13 protein-coding genes and 5 tRNA genes are annotated in these 17,203 nt (G+C 52.1%); 3 read left to right on the top strand and 15 right to left on the bottom strand.

The window, feature by feature from the left end:
* The first annotated feature begins 105 nt into the window (after positions 1 to 105).
* The 3 genes from mprA to emrB all read left to right on the top strand — a co-directional run bounded on the left by mprA (position 106) and on the right by emrB (position 3,499).
* Positions 106 to 636, top strand: a complete 531-nt coding sequence (gene mprA / locus B3511_RS18045) for a transcriptional repressor MprA (protein ID WP_040074301.1) — start codon at positions 106 to 108, stop codon at positions 634 to 636.
* 126 nt (positions 637 to 762) lie between these two features.
* Positions 763 to 1,935 (top strand): multidrug efflux MFS transporter periplasmic adaptor subunit EmrA, encoded by a 1,173-nt coding sequence (gene emrA, locus B3511_RS18040; RefSeq protein WP_207292279.1) that lies wholly within the window; start codon positions 763 to 765, stop codon positions 1,933 to 1,935.
* A 16-nt stretch (positions 1,936 to 1,951) separates the two neighbouring features.
* The gene (emrB, locus tag B3511_RS18035; protein ID WP_040074298.1) at positions 1,952 to 3,499 is read left to right on the top strand and encodes a multidrug efflux MFS transporter permease subunit EmrB; all 1,548 of its coding nucleotides are present in this window, start codon (positions 1,952 to 1,954) and stop codon (positions 3,497 to 3,499) included.
* A 51-nt stretch (positions 3,500 to 3,550) separates the two neighbouring features.
* Here emrB and B3511_RS18030 read toward each other — a convergent pair whose 3' ends face one another.
* The 15 genes from B3511_RS18030 to recA all read right to left on the bottom strand — a co-directional run bounded on the left by B3511_RS18030 (position 3,551) and on the right by recA (position 17,144).
* Positions 3,551 to 6,853, bottom strand: a complete 3,303-nt coding sequence (locus B3511_RS18030; protein ID WP_286787147.1) for an FKBP-type peptidyl-prolyl cis-trans isomerase N-terminal domain-containing protein — start codon at positions 6,851 to 6,853, stop codon at positions 3,551 to 3,553.
* A 221-nt stretch (positions 6,854 to 7,074) separates the two neighbouring features.
* Positions 7,075 to 7,440 (bottom strand): hypothetical protein, encoded by a 366-nt coding sequence (locus B3511_RS18025; RefSeq protein WP_286787145.1) that lies wholly within the window; start codon positions 7,438 to 7,440, stop codon positions 7,075 to 7,077.
* Between the two features lie 238 nt (positions 7,441 to 7,678).
* Positions 7,679 to 8,194, bottom strand: coding sequence for an S-ribosylhomocysteine lyase (gene luxS, locus B3511_RS18020; protein WP_040074294.1), 516 nt, complete (start codon positions 8,192 to 8,194; stop codon positions 7,679 to 7,681).
* 151 nt (positions 8,195 to 8,345) lie between these two features.
* Positions 8,346 to 9,890 carry a glutamate--cysteine ligase gene (gene gshA, locus B3511_RS18015; protein WP_207292282.1) on the bottom strand — a complete coding sequence of 515 codons (1,545 nt, stop codon included), beginning with the start codon at positions 9,888 to 9,890 and terminating at the stop codon, positions 8,346 to 8,348.
* 71 nt (positions 9,891 to 9,961) lie between these two features.
* Positions 9,962 to 10,390, bottom strand: coding sequence for a YqaA family protein (locus B3511_RS18010; protein ID WP_046886122.1), 429 nt, complete (start codon positions 10,388 to 10,390; stop codon positions 9,962 to 9,964).
* Positions 10,387 to 10,953, bottom strand: coding sequence for a fructose-1-phosphate/6-phosphogluconate phosphatase (gene yqaB / locus B3511_RS18005; protein ID WP_286787143.1), 567 nt, complete (start codon positions 10,951 to 10,953; stop codon positions 10,387 to 10,389). The genes B3511_RS18010 and yqaB overlap by 4 nt, the downstream gene beginning before the upstream one ends.
* A gap of 305 nt (positions 10,954 to 11,258) precedes the next feature.
* A tRNA-Arg gene (locus B3511_RS18000) sits at positions 11,259 to 11,335 on the bottom strand.
* Positions 11,336 to 11,532: 197 nt separating this feature from the next.
* Positions 11,533 to 11,609 (bottom strand) — tRNA-Arg (locus B3511_RS17995).
* 64 nt (positions 11,610 to 11,673) lie between these two features.
* Positions 11,674 to 11,750: transfer RNA gene (locus B3511_RS17990), tRNA-Arg, on the bottom strand.
* Positions 11,751 to 11,815: 65 nt separating this feature from the next.
* A tRNA-Arg gene (locus tag B3511_RS17985) sits at positions 11,816 to 11,892 on the bottom strand.
* Between the two features lie 4 nt (positions 11,893 to 11,896).
* Positions 11,897 to 11,989 (bottom strand) — tRNA-Ser (locus tag B3511_RS17980).
* Positions 11,990 to 12,331: 342 nt separating this feature from the next.
* A complete protein-coding gene (gene csrA / locus B3511_RS17975; protein WP_000906486.1) occupies positions 12,332 to 12,517 on the bottom strand; it encodes a carbon storage regulator CsrA in 186 nt (61 codons plus the stop codon).
* 241 nt (positions 12,518 to 12,758) lie between these two features.
* Positions 12,759 to 15,386, bottom strand: coding sequence for an alanine--tRNA ligase (alaS, locus tag B3511_RS17970; protein ID WP_286783978.1), 2,628 nt, complete (start codon positions 15,384 to 15,386; stop codon positions 12,759 to 12,761).
* A 131-nt stretch (positions 15,387 to 15,517) separates the two neighbouring features.
* Positions 15,518 to 16,018: a recombination regulator RecX gene (gene recX / locus B3511_RS17965; RefSeq protein ID WP_040074289.1), complete on the bottom strand. Its 501-nt coding sequence runs from the start codon at positions 16,016 to 16,018 to the stop codon at positions 15,518 to 15,520.
* A 67-nt stretch (positions 16,019 to 16,085) separates the two neighbouring features.
* Positions 16,086 to 17,144, bottom strand: a complete 1,059-nt coding sequence (recA, locus tag B3511_RS17960) for a recombinase RecA (protein WP_040074288.1) — start codon at positions 17,142 to 17,144, stop codon at positions 16,086 to 16,088.
* Between the last annotated feature and the right edge of the window lie 59 nt (positions 17,145 to 17,203).

The raw sequence follows: 17,203 nt of genomic DNA, 5'->3' as shown, positions 1-17,203 counted from the left end.
TGGCAGTGACATAAGCTTTGCGGATTTTAACCGCACAAATAATTCATTTACATTATTTGTCACTGTCGTTACTATATCGGCTGTAATTAATGAGGTTATGCCCAAATGGATAGTTCGTTTACGCCCATTGAACAAATGCTTAAATTTCGCGCCAGTCGTCATGAGGATTTCCCGTATCAGGAGATTCTGCTGACCCGTCTCTGCATGCACATGCAGGGCAAATTGCTGGATAACCGCAATAAGATGCTGAAAGCTCAAGGGATTAACGAGACGTTATTTATGGCGTTGATTACGCTGGAGTCTCAGGAAAATCACAGTATTCAGCCTTCCGAACTGAGTTGCGCGCTGGGTTCATCCCGCACCAATGCAACCCGTATCGCTGATGAGCTGGAAAAACGCGGCTGGATCGAACGCCGTGAAAGCGACAACGATCGTCGTTGCCTGCATTTGCAATTGACCGACAAAGGTCACGCATTCCTGCGTGAGGTATTACCGCCTCAGCACAATTGTCTGCACCAACTCTGGTCTGCTCTTAGTACCTCCGAGCGCGACCAGCTTGAGCACATCACTCGCAAGCTCCTCACCCGTCTGGATCAGATGGATGAAGACGGTGTCATTCTTGAGGCACTGCGCTAACGCGACGACTCGCTCGACAATCCAGATTTATAAGAAAACCGACAGGCCAGCACGTCATACTGCTGGCCTTTCTGATAACAGGTCGGCACAGCCGATGTGAAAATAAAAAGATCGTGGAGAACAACAATGAGCGCAAATGCGGAGAATACCCCCCCGCAGCAACCAGCCAGTAAGAAAGGCAAGCGTAAAAGTGCCCTTCTTCTGCTGACCTTGCTCTTTATTATTATTGCCGTGGCATATGGGATCTATTGGTTTTTAGTACTGCGTCATTTTGAGGAGACGGATGATGCGTACGTGGCAGGGAACCAGGTACAAATTATGGCGCAGGTGTCAGGCAGCGTGACGAAAGTCTGGGCTGACAACACCGACTTTGTGCAGAAAGGCGACGTGCTGGTCACGCTCGACCCGACCGATGCACAGCAGGCATTTGAAAAAGCGCAGACCGAGCTTGCCTCAAGCGTGCGTCAAACGCGCCAGCAGATGATTAACAGTAAGCAACTTCTGGCCAGCATTGAGGTGCAGAAAACTGCCCTGGCGCAGGCGCAGAGTGACTTCAAGCGTCGTGTTCCGCTTGGCACCGCCAACCTGATTGGCCGTGAAGAGCTGCAGCACGCCCGTGATGCAGTGGCCAGCGCCCAGGCGCAGCTTGACGTCTCTATTCAGCAGTACAACGCCAATCAGGCGATGATACTGAATACCACGCTGGATCAACAGCCGGCGGTTAAACAGGCCGCCACGGAAGTGCGTAACGCCTGGCTGGCGCTGGAGCGTACCAAAATCGTCAGCCCGATGACCGGCTACGTTTCTCGTCGTTCCGTTCAACCCGGCGCGCAGATCAGCACCACAACACCGCTGATGGCCGTGGTTCCGGCGACGCACCTGTGGGTCGATGCCAACTTTAAAGAGACTCAGCTGGCGCATATGCGTATTGGCCAGACCGCGACCGTGGTGAGCGATATCTACGGCGACGAGGTGAAGTACACCGGTAAGGTGGTGGGTCTGGATATGGGGACCGGCAGTGCGTTCTCCTTGCTGCCTGCGCAGAATGCGACGGGCAACTGGATCAAAGTGGTTCAGCGTCTGCCGGTACGTATCGAGCTGGATGAGAAACAGCTGGCGGATCATCCCCTGCGTATTGGACTTTCGACCCTCGTGACCGTTGATACGACCGATCGTGACGGACATATGCTGGCAAACCAGGTACGCACTAACCCGGCGTATGAAAGTAATGCCCGTGAAATCAGCCTTGAGCCTGTGAACAAGCTGATTAATGACATCGTGAAGGCGAACGCCGGTTAATCCGAAGGTGAGCGTTATGCAGCAGCAAAAACCGCAAAAACCACTGGAGGGGGCGCAACTGGTCATTATGACCATTGCGCTGTCGCTGGCGACGTTCATGCAGGTGCTGGACTCCACCATTGCAAACGTGGCGATCCCCACCATCGCCGGCAACCTGGGCTCGTCGCTGAGCCAGGGAACCTGGGTCATCACCTCGTTCGGGGTAGCGAACGCTATCTCGATCCCCATTACTGGCTGGCTGGCAAAGCGCGTCGGTGAAGTGAAGCTGTTCCTCTGGTCCACCATCGCGTTTGTCATTGCCTCCTGGGCCTGTGGTGTCTCAAGCAGCCTGAATATGCTGATCTTCTTCCGCGTATTACAAGGGATTGTTGCCGGGCCGCTGATCCCGCTGTCGCAAAGTTTGCTCCTGAGTAACTATCCGCCAGCGAAGCGATCTGTTGCTCTGGCGCTGTGGTCAATGACGGTGATCGTTGCGCCGATTTGCGGCCCTATCCTCGGCGGCTTTATCAGTGATAACTACCACTGGGGCTGGATCTTCTTCATCAACGTCCCTATCGGCGCCATTGTGGTGCTGTTAACGTTACAGTCACTGCGCGGTCGGGAAACCCGTACTGAACAGCGGCGTATTGATGGCGTGGGGCTGGCGTTACTGGTACTGGGTATTGGTAGTCTGCAAATCATGCTCGACCGCGGTAAAGAGCTGGACTGGTTTGCCTCTCAGGAGATCATCGTCCTGACCGTGGTGGCGGTGGTGGCGTTAAGCTTCCTGATTGTTTGGGAGTTGACCGATGAAAACCCGATAGTCGACTTGTCGCTATTCAAATCGCGAAACTTTACCATCGGCTGCTTATGTATCAGCCTGGCCTATATGCTCTACTTCGGCGCGATCGTTCTGTTGCCGCAGCTACTACAGGAAGTGTACGGCTACACGGCCACCTGGGCAGGCCTGGCCTCGGCGCCCGTTGGGGTCATTCCGGTGCTGTTATCGCCAATTATTGGTCGCTTTGCCCATAAGCTGGATATGCGTCGGCTTGTGACGTTCAGCTTTATTATGTACGCGGTCTGTTTCTACTGGCGTGCGTATACCTTCGAACCAGGAATGGACTTTGGTGCCTCTGCGTGGCCACAGTTTATTCAGGGCTTCGCGGTTGCGTGCTTCTTCATGCCACTGACTACCATTACGCTCTCCGGCTTGCCGCCCGAGCGCCTGGCTGCGGCATCAAGCCTGTCGAACTTCACCCGTACGCTGGCTGGCTCCATTGGTACGTCGATTACGACCACTCTGTGGACTAACCGGGAATCGATGCACCATGCGCAGCTTACCGAATCGGTGAACCCGTATAACCCGAACGCGCAAGAGATGTATAGTCAGTTGCAGGGTATGGGGATGACCGATCAGCAGGCCTCCGGCTGGATTGCCCAGCAAATTACCAACCAGGGACTGATTATTTCGGCTAACGAGATTTTCTGGATGTCTGCGGGGGTATTTATTGTCTTGCTGGGGCTGGTATGGTTTGCGAAGCCGCCGTTTGGTGCAGGCGGTGGTGGCGGAGGCGCCCACTAAGCGCGTCATCAAAACAAAAACGGATCTGCATGCAGATCCGTTTTTTTATGCTTATTTAATGCCGATGATCTTCACCGTAATGATGGAGACCGTACCCGGCGGTACAAGCCCTGGCACGCCCTGTTCACCGTAAGCCTGCTTCGCCGGGATGATGATTTTGGCTTCACCGCCGAGACCAAGTTTGGTGACCACCAACCGGAACAGCGGTGGCAGGTCTTGCACGCGGCTGGCGCGCACCTCTTTACTGGACATCACTTTACCCGTGCCCAGTACTTCATCAAGCTCGGTAATAATATTGCTCTGCCCATTAACCAGTGGTGCTTCACCCTGCTTGATGACACGGTAAATCGAACCATCTGCCGTTTTTACAGCGCCTTTTTCTTTTGCCGCCTTGCTGAGGATCGCTTTACTCTGTTTTTCGTTTTCAGAGAGCGTAGACGCCAGCTGTTTCTGCTGCTGTTTATCCAGCGTGGTCAGTTCTTTCGTGATCTTCGCCACCGGGAGTTGCAGCTGGTTATTCACCTTATCGTTGAACCCCTGGGTAAACGCTTTCAGATCGAACTTCTTGCCCAGATCGGTCATTTTTATTTTTTCACGATCGGCGGCCTGACCATACCAACTGCCAATGGCATAGCTGGTTTGGGTATCTTTTGCTGCACTGGTATCAACTTTAACGCGCGGCTGTCCGCTAACAGGCTTCGTCTCTTTCGCTGCCTTTTCGCTGGCTGCCTGTTCCGTCTTCAGCTTCTCATTAAGGTTCGTCAGTTCGGTAAGAGAAGCGGCCTGCGCTTTCAGTTTCTCATTCAGCGCGGCATTTTCTTTGTTAACAGACTCCAGCTTCTTACTCAGTTCAGCAGCCGCCTTGTCGTTGCCGACCACATTTTTTTGTACGGATATCAGCGACTCCTGAGATGCGATGACCCGCTTCGCATCTTCCAGCTGGCTGAGCGTGATGTCAGATTTCAGCTGCATGTTTTTCAATGCGGTCTCCTGCTCCGCCAGCTTCGCGGCAACAGTTTGCTTCTGCGTGGTGAGGCCGGAAAGCTGTTGTTCACCCGCCTGTAGCTTCGCTTTGAGATCCTCAACCTGTCTGGAAAGATGGGCTGAGAGCGTATTCGCGCTCGCCAGCTTTTGAGCCAGCTCGCTGCTTTTTTGATCCGCAGTGAGACGGGTGGCTTTAAGCGCGGCCAGCTCATCTTCCAGCGTTTTTTTCTGCGCTTTAAGATCGTTCAGTGTTTTATTAAGCGCTTCGCCCTGAGTGGTAAAGGTCGTTTCAGTCGTCTGCTTTTGCGCTTTCAGATCGGCAAGCTGCTTTTCAAGCAGCTGCGATTTTGCTTTTAACGCTTTTGCCTCTTCATCCATTTGCGTGGCGCGCGCCGTAGCACTGGCTAACTGCTGTGTCAGCTGCAAGCTCTGCTGCTCTTTGCTGCCAGTGGTATTTTTCAGTGCAGCAAGCTGCTCATCGAGCGTTTTTTTCTGCAGCTTAAGCTCGGCGAGCTCTTTGAGCATGGAGGCACTTCTGGCTGCCATCTCGCTTTCAGCACTTTGCTTCTGGGTTTTGAGCGTAGAAAGTTCCTTTTCCATCTGCTGAGACCGGGCTTTTAGCCCTTCTGACTCTTTAGCCAACTGCGTCGTTTTCGCTGTCGCGCTGGCTAGCTGTTCCACTAGCTGAGCATTTTTTTGCTGCGAACCGCTGCTGCTGTTTTTCAGGGCGGTGAGCTGATCGTCCAGCGATTTTTTCTGCGTTTTAAGGTCACTAAGCTGTCCCTCAAGCGCCGTAATTTGTGACTTGAGTTCAGCAAGTTCTTTAGTCTGAGCCCTGTCTTTGGTGGTCAGCACAGTTTCTGCACTCTGCTTCTGCGCCTTCAGTTCGGTCAGCTGCTTTTCCAGCATCTGCACTTTTGACTTCAGGGTGGCAGACTCTTCCATTGTGCGTGCAACGCGCGCTTTTTCTGCAGCAAACTGTTCTGCCAGTTGCGCACTTTTCTGGTCTTTATTGCCACTGGCGCTGACCAGCGCGGCGAGTTGATCGTCTACATTTTTTTTCTGGAGCTTGAGATCGGCAAGATCTTTGATCAACGTCGTGGTCCGGGTCGCCAGCTCATTATCCGCGGCCTGTTTCGCTATTTTGAGCTCAGAAAGTTGCTTTTCCAGAAGCGTCACTTTTGATTTCAGGGCTGCGGACTCTTCAGTCGTCTTTGCAGCACGCGTTTTTTCTGCGGCTAACTGCTCTGCCAGCTCTGTGTTTTTTTTCTGCGAACCAGCACTGGCCGTATTCAGAGCGATAAGGCGTGCATCCAGCGCCTCTTTCTGAAGTTTGAGTTCGGCAAGCTCTTTGACAAGGGCCGCGCTTTTGGTCGCCAGTTCGCTATCCGCGGCCTGTTTGCCTTTTTTCAGTTCGGCGAGCTGTTTTTCCAGAAGCTGTACTTTTGACTTCAGGGCGCCAGACGCTTCGGCCATTTGGGTGGAACGCGCTTTCTCAGCGGCTAACTGCTCTACCAGCGCTGCGCTTTTTTTCTGTGCGCCACTGCTGTCAGTTTTCAGGGCCGCAAGCTGACCGTCCAGCGCTTCTTTCTGAAGCTTAAGGTCACTGAGTTCTTTAATCAGGGCCGTGCTTTTGGTCGCCAGCTCGGTATCCGTAGCTTGCTTCTGTACTTTCAGTTCTGAAAGCTGCTGTTCCTGACGCTGCAATTTTGCCTTCAGCGCGGCTGACTCTTCAGACGTGCGAGTCACGCGCGCTTTCTCAGCGGCAAGCTGTTCTGCCAGCTCTGCGCTCTTCTGCTGCGTGTTGCCACTGGCGGCTTTAAGAGAGGCGTACTGCTCTTCCAGAGTCTTGTTCTGGCTTTTCAGTTCGGCGAGTGCTTTGTTTAACGCAACGCTCTGGGCCATAGCAGCTGCCAGCTGTTCTGATTGCTGGGTGTTCTTTTGCGCTGTTTCGCCGCTGCGCGTCTCCAGACCAGAGAGTTTTGCTTCCAGCGCCTGTTTCTGCTCACGAAGGGCGATTAGCTCCTTATTCAGCGCATCGCTTTTTGCGTTTGCCTGGCTAAGCTGTTCAGTAAGTTGCTGGTTCTGTTGTTTATCTCGTGAAGCGCTATTTGGAAGCGTGGCTGCAAGACTGTCCAGGGCTAACTGTTGTGCATTACCCACCGGCTGCTGCTTCAGCTTTGTAAGTGACTGCTCATGCGCCTGCACACGTTTTTTTTCATTAGCCAGCGCCTGTTCCAGAGTCAATTTTTCACGCTCAATCTCCTGGAGGGAGTGGCCTAATCCTGTGATGGTGGCGTTCGCTTTACGGAGTTCTTCGGTCAGCCCGGCCACTTTTTTACGCCAGGTTGAACTGTCTTGCGAAGCCACAGGCAACGGCTTTGCCTGTGGCTTCGCTGGACGAGGGGCGGTTTTTATCGGCGGGGATTCAGGAACTGCAGCCGAGCCCTCAGTAGAACTAAAAGGGCTCGTGGTATCGTTGCCGATGATTTTTTCGTTACTTAACTGTTCGAGCAGGTCGGTATTAGCTGAATAACTACTCCCACTGGATAAAAGCAATCCACAATAAAGAGTAGCAGTCACGTATTTTTTCATAGATTATTCATTTCGTTCGCGCGTTTCATCATATTGGAATAAACGCTGTTTTTTATTCTGACGCAAACTAACGAGACCTTCTTATTAATTTCCGTCAGCATAACTTCTGAGGCATTGGCATCAACCAGAGATTTGTTTGTTTCATAAATTCTGTAGTTTTTGTTAATGTTTTCGAACTGTTTACGGTAGCCTTCATAAGCCGCAGGATCCAGCTTCTGGAGTGCGGAGAACTCCTGGTAGCACTGCACCTCCTGCTTACGCGCTTCAGGCTCTTTCGCAATAGGGGTGGTATTAACGGTGCTGCATGCAGATAAAATAAATGCGGAAATTAGCACTGCTGAGCCTGAAACATAACTTTTCATAAATTCCTCTAAATAAACATTAATTTGCGACAATCGGGTCCGATATTATTAATACAACAGATAGTTTAAGACAACTTAATGTTAGAATTTTATTGGTCAGCCGCAAACCGACCTCAATAGTAAAACACTACGGGCACAATTCACATTACTGAAGAATTTTTTAGGATTTAATAAAGGGAATAATGACAGGATGTAATAATAAGAACCGGCACCTCATGAAAAAGTGCCGGTGTGATCGCTAGATATGCAGTTCTTGCAGTTTTTCTTTCGGCAGGGCAAGTTCATCGTTGCTGTTCACGCGTACGTCACGTTCGATGATGTGGCGTGCAATCTCTTGCGCTTCTTCCAGCGAGTGCATCTGATATGTTCCGCACTGGTAAACATTTAGTTCCGGAATTTGGTTCTGTTCTTTTACTTTCAACACGTCGGCCATTGCCGCTTTCCAGGCATCCGCTACGCGGCTCTCTTCCGGTTGGCCGATCAAACTCATATAGAAACCGGTACGGCAACCCATCGGGGAGATATCGATAATCTCAACGCCGTTGCCGTTCAGGTGATCGCGCATAAAGCCAGCAAACAGGTGCTCCAGGGTATGAATACCGCGCTCCGGCATCACTTCTTTGTTTGGCACGCAGAAACGCAGGTCAAATACGGTGATTGTGTCGCCGTGCGGGGTATTCATGGTCTTCGCAACACGTACAGCAGGGGCTTCCATACGGGTATGGTCGACAGTAAAGCTATCTAATAACGGCATACGTCACCTCCGAAAGTGATTTTTTTAAAATTAATTGAACTCTTCGTTTCAACGCGAGTCTGAGTATATGAAAGACGCGCATTTGTTATCATCATCCCTGTTCTTCAGAGATGTAAGTTTGGCCACAGCGATGTGGCCTTTTTCTTTTCTGTCAGCTGTTCTTCGCCAGAAACGCTGCAAATGGCTCAGTATCTGCCGCTTCAATCTCTTTCTGACGCAGTTGCGATGCTTCACGCTCCGCGATAAAGTCGGCTTCGCTTATCACTTCCAGCGGTTCGCTTTTCAACATCTCACGATACTGCGCAGATAGCGATCGGCCTGTGCCACCAATGCCTTCATCAATCATAGAACGCAAAATACGGGCTGAAAACGTCAGTTCAGGATTGTCGAAGCTCTCTACCAGCTCATCGCAAACCTGTTGATAGGCTTCTCCGCCGTAGACGCTGTCCAGCGTCTGCGCGACGCGTTTCAGATCGCGGAACAGATCTTTCCCGACTTTTTGTAACGGGAACTGCGCCGTTTCACAGCCCATGCCTAGCGTCAGGCCCGGTTTACGCCCTTCCAGAATCACGCGGTTCCAGTTAGTGCGGGTACAGAGCAGTTCATCAGCGCTCATCTCTGGCGCATCCGCCAGCACGCACCAGACCATAAAGAGATCGAGGAAGCGGACTTGCTGCTCATCCACGCCAATTGGCGAGAAGGGATTAATATCCAGCGAACGAACTTCAATATATTCAATACCGCCACGCTGCAGCGCGTCAGAAGGTGTCTCACCACTGCGCGTTACGCGTTTAGGACGAATTGGCGCGTAGAGTTCGTTCTCAATCTGAAGAACATTGCTATTAATCTGTAGACGCTTACCGTCGCGTTCCAGCCCAATGGCTTCGTACTCTTCAGACGGGGTTTTAATCGCCCGCTTCAATCCTGCCACATACTCGGTCAGATCGTTAAACGTAATTCCGAGATTGCTTTGCGATTTATTGGTATAACCCAGGTCGCTGAGACGCAACGAGGTAGCATAAGGCAGGTAATACATACCACAATCGGTTTTTTCGAACGGCAGTGTGGTCGGTTTACCTTGCAGGAATGACGAACAGATCGCCGGCGACGCGCCGAACAGGTAGGGGATGACCCAGCCAAAGCGATAGTAGTTACGGATAAGACGTAAATAGCCCGCGGAGATCGCCTCTTTATCTGTTTCACCACATTTCGCCTGCCAGAATGCCATCGGCAATGAGAAGTTGTAATGGACCCCAGAAATGGTCTGCATCAATGCGCCATAGCGATTTTTCAGCCCTTCACGATAGAGCGTCTTCAGGCGGCCGATATTGGAGGTGCCATATTGCGCCAGTTCAATATCCTGCCCCTGCTCAATGTAACAAGGCATACTAAGCGGCCACATCCGCTCATCACCCAGTTGACGGGCGGTGTAGCGATGAATGTCGCGCATAATCGTTAGCATATGGTCAATATCGCCATCTACTGGCGTTATGAACTCAAGCAGCGCTTCGGCGAAATCCGTGGTGATCCATTTATGGGTCAGCGCAGAGCCCAGCACTTCAGGATGGCCCGTTGTTGCAAGTGAACCATCTTCGTTTACGCGCAGCGTTTCGCGTTCAAGACCACGCTGAATACCCTTCAGAGCCTGAGGGTGGTTTTCCAGCCAGGCCAACGCCTGTGATACGTCCGGGATCAATTCGACCTCCCGCCTGTCAAAATCATTTTATTTAGCATAATTGTAATGGTTTAGGGTCACAAACAGTCCAATTAGTGCCACCACGACATGCCCTGTAAGGTTGCTACCGCCACAAGGACATAGCGTAACGCTTTACCAAGCGTTAAAAAAAAGAGCACCGGCCCCCAGGAGATGCGCATCCATCCCGCCAGCAGGCACAGCAAATCGCCTATTACAGGCATCCAGCTTAATAACAGCGTGGCAGCGCCATAGCGTTTTAGCCAGTTAACTGCCTTTTCCTGCCAGCGCGACGTTTTGCGAAGAGGAAAGAAACGCCCAAGAATAACGTTAGTCAGCCCTCCAAGGCTATTACCCATTGTTGCTATTAAGACCAGCAACCAGGGCTGACTCACGCCTGACAACAACATCGCGATCAGCACAACTTCGGAATTACCGGGCAGAAGGGTAGCGCTTAAAAAACTGCTGGCGAATAACGAAGCGAGTGACAGCAGTTCACTCACAGTCTGCGAACGTCCACTGCCGCCATGCCAGCCGCGTGCGCCGCCTGAAGACCGAAATCAGCATCTTCGAAGACAACGCATTTTTCAGGTGATACACCCATCCGTTCTGCGCAAAGCAGGAAGGTATCCGGAGCGGGTTTGTGATTCTGGACATGATCGGCAGCAACAACAGCCGTGAAATAGCGACGCAGGTCAAGATGTGCTAGTAAGGCTTCTGCCATCGCGCTTTCGCTCCCGGTGCCAACAGACATCGGACGACGGCCATACCACTCTTTAACCACGTCAATTAACGGAAGGGGACGCACGGTATCCAGCAGCATCGCTTTTACCGCGTTACTCTTTTCGCGGGCAAGTAGATACGGATCGAGATCCGCCTGATTTAATTCGATAACCGCCTGTGCGATACGCCAGGTTGGCGAACCGTTAAGCGCCACCATCGCCTGTAGATCGAAACGCATCCCGTAGCGGCCAAGAACATCATCCCAGGCTTTACGGTGAGTGGGTTCGGTATCCAGGATGGTGCCATCCATATCGAAGATCAGACCGTCATACTGTGCGTACATCGAGCTTCCGCCAAACGATTAACAAAACATTACTTTAACGTAAACAGCTGTTTTTGTCGCTGATAGTCAAAGCGTTCGCTGACGAAATGGTGAAGGAATAAACGAATGAAGGGGGATGTTCTGGGGAAACTTAGAATTAGGAAACAACAGTGTTACTGCTGTCGCAGAGAAGATGGTGCATCCGGGAGGATTACTCGGCTGCGCCTCGCCCTTCGGGCCGTTGCTGAAGCAACGTTATCCTCCCTGGTGCTTGCGATGTTTTCGCAGACCATGAAACAATAGTATTGCTGCTATCTCAGAGAAGATGGTGCATCCGGGAGGATTCGAACCTCCGACCGCTCGGTTCGTAGCCGAGTACTCTATCCAGCTGAGCTACGGATGCATCGGGATTGACTGCTGTACTGCTTGATACTACATACCGCTTTGAAAACGACATGAAGTAAAAGATGGTGCATCCGGGAGGATTACTCGGCTGCGCCTCGCCCTTCGGGCCGTTGCTGAAGCAACGTTATCCTCCCTGGTGCTTGCGATGTTTTCGCAGACCATGAAACAACAGTATTGCTGCTATCTCAGAGAAGATGGTGCATCCGGGAGGATTCGAACCTCCGACCGCTCGGTTCGTAGCCGAGTACTCTATCCAGCTGAGCTACGGATGCATCGGGATTTACTGCTGTACTGCTTGATACCACATACCGTTTTGAAACGACATGAAGTAAAAGATGGTGCATCCGGGAGGATTCGAACCTCCGACCGCTCGGTTCGTAGCCGAGTACTCTATCCAGCTGAGCTACGGATGCATCGGGATTTACTACTGTACTGCCTGGTACCACACACCGTTTCGAAAACGACGTGAAGTAAAAGATGGTGCATCCGGGAGGATTCGAACCTCCGACCGCTCGGTTCGTAGCCGAGTACTCTATCCAGCTGAGCTACGGATGCAAAATGGCGGTGAGGCGGGGATTCGAACCCCGGATGCAGCTTTTGACCGCATACTCCCTTAGCAGGGGAGCGCCTTCAGCCTCTCGGCCACCTCACCACACAACGCCTCTTTCGAGTGCTTCGAGTAACTCGTTAAGAGCTTCTCGTCGCTGCGTGGCGCATATATTACTTTCTGGGACTTATAAGTCAAACAATTTTCCATGCACTTTTTCTGTTTGCACAAATCGCAGGCAATTCGCATGTAAAAGAGGCAAAGAGAGTGTTTTATAAACGGATTTTGCGGGCATTTACGCAATGAAGTGCAATCAACCAGGCGAATAAAGATGAAGATAAGCAAAGAGAGACGGTGAAAAACAGCGAAATTGAAATAGAAAGGTAACTTTAAGCAGGAAGAATGGCAGGAGGGTTGCGTCTCGCCTGAAAGCGAGACGCGATAATATCAGTAACTGGACTGCTGGGATTTTTCAGCCTGGATACGCTGGTAGATCTCTTCACGGTGTACAGAGACCTCTTTAGGGGCGTTCACACCAATACGAACCTGGTTACCCTTTACCCCTAAAACTGTCACGGTGACCTCATCCCCAATCATGAGGGTCTCACCAACTCGACGAGTCAGAATCAGCATTCTTTGCTCCTTGAAAGATTAAAAGAGTCGGGTCTCTTGTATCCCGGCATTATCCATCATATAACGCCAAAAAGTAAGCGATGACAAACACGTAAAGTGTAAGCAGTCACGGCATCACATTCTGTTAAACGTAAGTTTAGCCGATATACACAAACTCAACCTGACTTTATCATTATCGATAGCGTAGAGCGAAGTACGCCATAACACATAGGTTATGGCGTCTGTTTACGCTTTTTAGTTATTACAGTTTGGAACTCACCCAGCTCTCAACGCTGGTTAACGCTGCAGGAAGTGCCGCCGCATCCGTACCACCGGCTTGCGCCATGTCTGGACGACCGCCCCCTTTACCGCCCACTTGCTGAGCGACCATACCAATCAGTTCCCCTGCTTTAACACGGTCGGTCACGTCCTTAGACACGCCAGCAATCAGAGAAACCTTACCTTCAGCAACGGTCGCCAGCACAATGACTGCCGAACCGAGTTGGTTCTTCAGGTCATCGACCATGGTACGCAGCATCTTAGGCTCAACACCAGCCAGTTCACTGACCAGCAGTTTAATACCTTTAATTTCAACCGCTTTGCTGGAGAGATTTGCACTCTCCTGTACTGCCGCCTGCTCTTTCAGCTGCTGCAGCTCTTTTTCCAGCTGGCGAGTACGTTCGATAACGCTACGCACTTTCTCGCCCAGATTCTGGCTATCGCCTTTCAGCAGCTGTGCGATATCGTGCAGTTGATCGCTCTCAGCGTGCAGGTAAGCCAGCGCGCCTTCACCGGTGACCGCTTCGATACGACGAACGCCCGCCGCCGTTCCGGATTCGGACAGAATACGGAACAGGCCAATATCGCCCGTGCGAGAAGCATGCGTACCGCCACACAGTTCAGTAGAGAAGTCGCCCATGCTCAGCACACGAACACGCTCGTCATACTTCTCACCAAACAGTGCCATCGCCCCTTTTTGCTTCGCCGCATCGAGATCCATGATCTGAGTTTCGATTGGCAGATTGCGACGGATTTGGGCGTTCACCAGATCTTCCACCGCGCGGATTTCAGACGGTTTCATCGCTTCAAAGTGAGAGAAGTCGAAACGCAGCACTTTATCGTTAACCAGCGAGCCTTTCTGCGCAACGTGCGTCCCTAATACTTCACGCAGGGCTGCGTGCATCAGGTGAGTTGCGGAGTGGTTCAGACGAATACGCGCACGACGTGCTTCATCAACGACAGCTTGTACGCCCTCGCCCACTTTCAGTGAGCCGGAGGCCAGCGAACCTACATGACCAATCGCCTGGCCATATTTTTGCGTGTCGTTTACGGTGAAGCTAAAGCCGTTGCCTTTCAGCACGCCCTTATCGCCCACCTGACCGCCGGACTCGGCATAAAATGCGGTTTTATCGAGTACAACAACGGCATCCTGACCCGCGGTAATGCTCTCTACCGCTTTGCCGTCAACAAACAGCGCCGTCACTTTGCCGTTCAGTTCCAGATGGTCATAACCCTGGAATTCAGACGCGCCATCCACACGGATCATCGCGTTGTAGTCAGCACCGAAACCGCTGGATTCACGCGCACGACGGCGCTGCTCTTCCATTGCGGCTTCAAAGCCCGCTTCGTCTACCTTAATGTTACGCTCACGACAAACGTCAGCCGTCAGGTCAACCGGGAAGCCGTAGGTGTCATACAGACGGAAGGCCGTTTCGCCATCCAGCGTGTCGCCTTTGAGTTTCGCCAGTTCATCATCCAGCAGCGCCAGCCCACGCTCCAGCGTACGGGCAAACTGCTCTTCCTCGGTTTTCAGAACCTGCTCTACCTGCGCCTGCTGGCGTTTCAGCTCATCGCCTGCTGAGCCCATCACGCTAACCAACGGCCCAACCAGCTTGTAGAAGAAGGTATCTTTCGCGCCCAGCATGTTGCCATGACGAATGGCGCGACGAATGATGCGACGCAACACATAGCCACGGTTTTCGTTCGACGGAATCACGCCGTCCGCAATCAGGAACGCACAAGAACGAATATGGTCAGCAATGACGCGCAGAGATTTGTTGCTCAGGTCGGTCGCACCAGTGACCTCTGCAACAGACTTAATCAGCGTGCTGAAGAGGTCAATATCGTAGTTGGAGTTAACGTGCTGCAGAACCGCGGCAATACGCTCCAGACCCATCCCCGTATCGACGGACGGTTTCGGCAGCGGCTCCATGGTACCGTCAGCCTGACGGTTGAACTGCATGAAGACGATATTCCAGATCTCAATGTAGCGATCGCCATCTTCTTCCGGGCTGCCCGGAGGGCCACCCCAGATATGGTCTCCGTGATCGTAGAAGATCTCGGTGCACGGACCGCAAGGGCCGGTATCGCCCATCTGCCAGAAGTTGTCAGACGCATAAGGTGCGCCTTTGTTATCACCGATGCGAATGATACGTTCGCGCGGGATACCGACCTCTTTTTCCCAGATTTCGTATGCTTCGTCGTCGGTCTCGTAAACAGTAACCCACAGACGCTCTTTCGGCAGGTTGAACCAGTTTTCACCGGTCAGCAGTTCCCATGCGTACTGAATTGCATCGTGTTTGAAGTAGTCGCCGAAGCTGAAGTTGCCCAGCATTTCAAAGAAGGTGTGGTGACGTGCAGTGTAACCGACGTTTTCCAGGTCGTTGTGTTTACCGCCCGCACGCACGCAGCGCTGCGAGGTGGTTGCGCGGGAATAATTACGCTTGTCGAGACCAAGGAAAACATCCTTGAACTGGTTCATCCCGGCGTTGGTAAACAGTAATGTTGGATCGTTGTTTGGTACCAGGGAGCTGCTGGCAACAACCTGGTGTCCCTTACTATGGAAAAAATCGAGAAACGCCTGACGGATCTCAGCGGTGCTCTTGCTCATAATTATCCTGAAATCAAGCTAACGAAATGTCATAACCAGCCTGTACACACACTGTGTTGGACAGACCAGCTACTGGAAAAAGTGGGAATAAGATAAGTTTTCTTTTAAGGGAAGTAAAATCCCGCATGCGCTCAATCGGCAAAATTACGCCATATATCCTGAATATCTTCCATCAGGTAGCCGCGATAGAGCAAGAAGCGCTGGATTTTTACTTTTTCTGAAAACTCTTTTGGCAACGGCTCACCGTACTTACGTACAGCCTGCTCTCGCGCCTGTTCACACCAGTCGATTTCGCACTCGCGCATTGCCCGTTCCGTGGCTTCACGGTTGATCCCTTTTTGATTCAACTCCTGACGTATACGCTGAGGGCCGTAACCTTTGCGGCTGCGGCTGGCAATAAAGCGGGCGATAAAGCGGTTGTCGTCCAGATAGTTGTGTTCATAGCACCAGGCAATGACGCGGTCGTAATCTTCTGCGCTGGCATCGATCTCTTCCGGCCCCTTTTTGCCCATCACGGGTGCCATTAATTTGCGGCGCAACTCCTGCTCGCTGTGGTCGCGCACGCCGAGTATGCGTACCGCGCGATCCAGCAAGCGGTTGTAGGCCGGTCGTCGTGGGGTTGATTCGCTCATAGAGAACCTGCTGAATAGCAAATGCAAAAAAGGGCCGCAATCGCAGCCCTTTTTTTACACGAAGTGATTAGAAGTCTTCTTTGGTTTCTTCAACGTCGGCATCATCGACCGCGAAGTCCGGTTTAGAATCCTGATTGCTGAGCAGCAGTTCACGGATTTTCTTCTCGATCTCTTTCGCTGCAGCCGGGTTCTCTTTCAGCCAGGAGATAGCATTCGCTTTACCCTGACCAATCTTGTCACCGTTGTAGCTGTACCAGGCGCCAGCCTTCTCGATCAGCTTCTCTTTCACGCCCAGGTCAACCAGTTCACCGAAGAAGTTGATACCTTCGCCGTACATGATCTGGAACTCAGCCTGCTTGAACGGCGCGGCGATTTTGTTCTTCACGACCTTCACGCGGGTTTCGCTACCGACGACGTTATCGCCCTCTTTCACGGCACCGATACGGCGAATATCCAGACGCACAGAGGCATAGAATTTCAGCGCGTTACCACCGGTGGTGGTCTCTGGGTTACCGAACATCACACCGATTTTCATACGGATCTGGTTGATGAAGATCAGCAGCGTGTTGGACTGCTTCAGGTTACCCGCCAGCTTACGCATCGCCTGGCTCATCATACGTGCCGCAAGGCCCATGTGAGAGTCGCCGATTTCGCCTTCGATTTCTGCTTTCGGCGTCAGTGCCGCAACGGAGTCGACGATGATGACGTCAACTGCGCCAGAGCGCGCCAGCGCGTCACAGATTTCCAGAGCCTGTTCACCGGTGTCCGGCTGAGAACAGAGCAGGTTGTCGATATCAACACCCAGCTTGCGGGCATATACCGGATCCAGCGCGTGCTCAGCATCGATAAACGCACAGGTTTTACCTTCGCGCTGCGCCGCAGCCACAACCTGCAGAGTCAGGGTTGTTTTACCGGAAGATTCTGGACCGTAAATTTCTACGATACGCCCCATCGGCAGGCCACCTGCGCCCAGAGCAATATCCAGAGAAAGCGAACCGGTGGAGATAGTTTCAACATCCATGGAACGGTCTTCACCCAGGCGCATGATGGAGCCTTTACCGAATTGCTTTTCGATCTGGCCCAGTGCTGCCGCCAACGCTTTCTGTTTGTTTTCGTCGATAGCCATTATTACTCCTGTCATGCCGGGAGAAGCAACTGCGCTTCACCGTGGATTTCTGTTTCGTT

This window comes from Leclercia sp. UBA1284 (genome assembly GCF_002308415.1).
GTDB lineage: Bacteria > Pseudomonadota > Gammaproteobacteria > Enterobacterales > Enterobacteriaceae > Enterobacter > Enterobacter pneumoniae.
This window is presented reverse-complemented; position numbering and strand designations above follow the sequence as displayed.

Coding starts and splice junctions, on each gene's coding strand:
- mprA (WP_040074301.1), top strand. CDS start 106: ATGGATAGTTCGTTTACGCCCATTGAACAAATGCTTAAATTTCGCGCC.
- emrA (WP_207292279.1), top strand. CDS start 763: ATGAGCGCAAATGCGGAGAATACCCCCCCGCAGCAACCAGCCAGTAAG.
- emrB (WP_040074298.1), top strand. CDS start 1,952: ATGCAGCAGCAAAAACCGCAAAAACCACTGGAGGGGGCGCAACTGGTC.
- B3511_RS18025 (WP_286787145.1), bottom strand. CDS start 7,440: ATGAAAAGTTATGTTTCAGGCTCAGCAGTGCTAATTTCCGCATTTATT.
- luxS (WP_040074294.1), bottom strand. CDS start 8,194: ATGCCGTTATTAGATAGCTTTACTGTCGACCATACCCGTATGGAAGCC.
- yqaB (WP_286787143.1), bottom strand. CDS start 10,953: ATGTACGCACAGTATGACGGTCTGATCTTCGATATGGATGGCACCATC.
- csrA (WP_000906486.1), bottom strand. CDS start 12,517: ATGCTGATTCTGACTCGTCGAGTTGGTGAGACCCTCATGATTGGGGAT.
- alaS (WP_286783978.1), bottom strand. CDS start 15,386: ATGAGCAAGAGCACCGCTGAGATCCGTCAGGCGTTTCTCGATTTTTTC.
- recX (WP_040074289.1), bottom strand. CDS start 16,018: ATGAGCGAATCAACCCCACGACGACCGGCCTACAACCGCTTGCTGGAT.
- recA (WP_040074288.1), bottom strand. CDS start 17,144: ATGGCTATCGACGAAAACAAACAGAAAGCGTTGGCGGCAGCACTGGGC.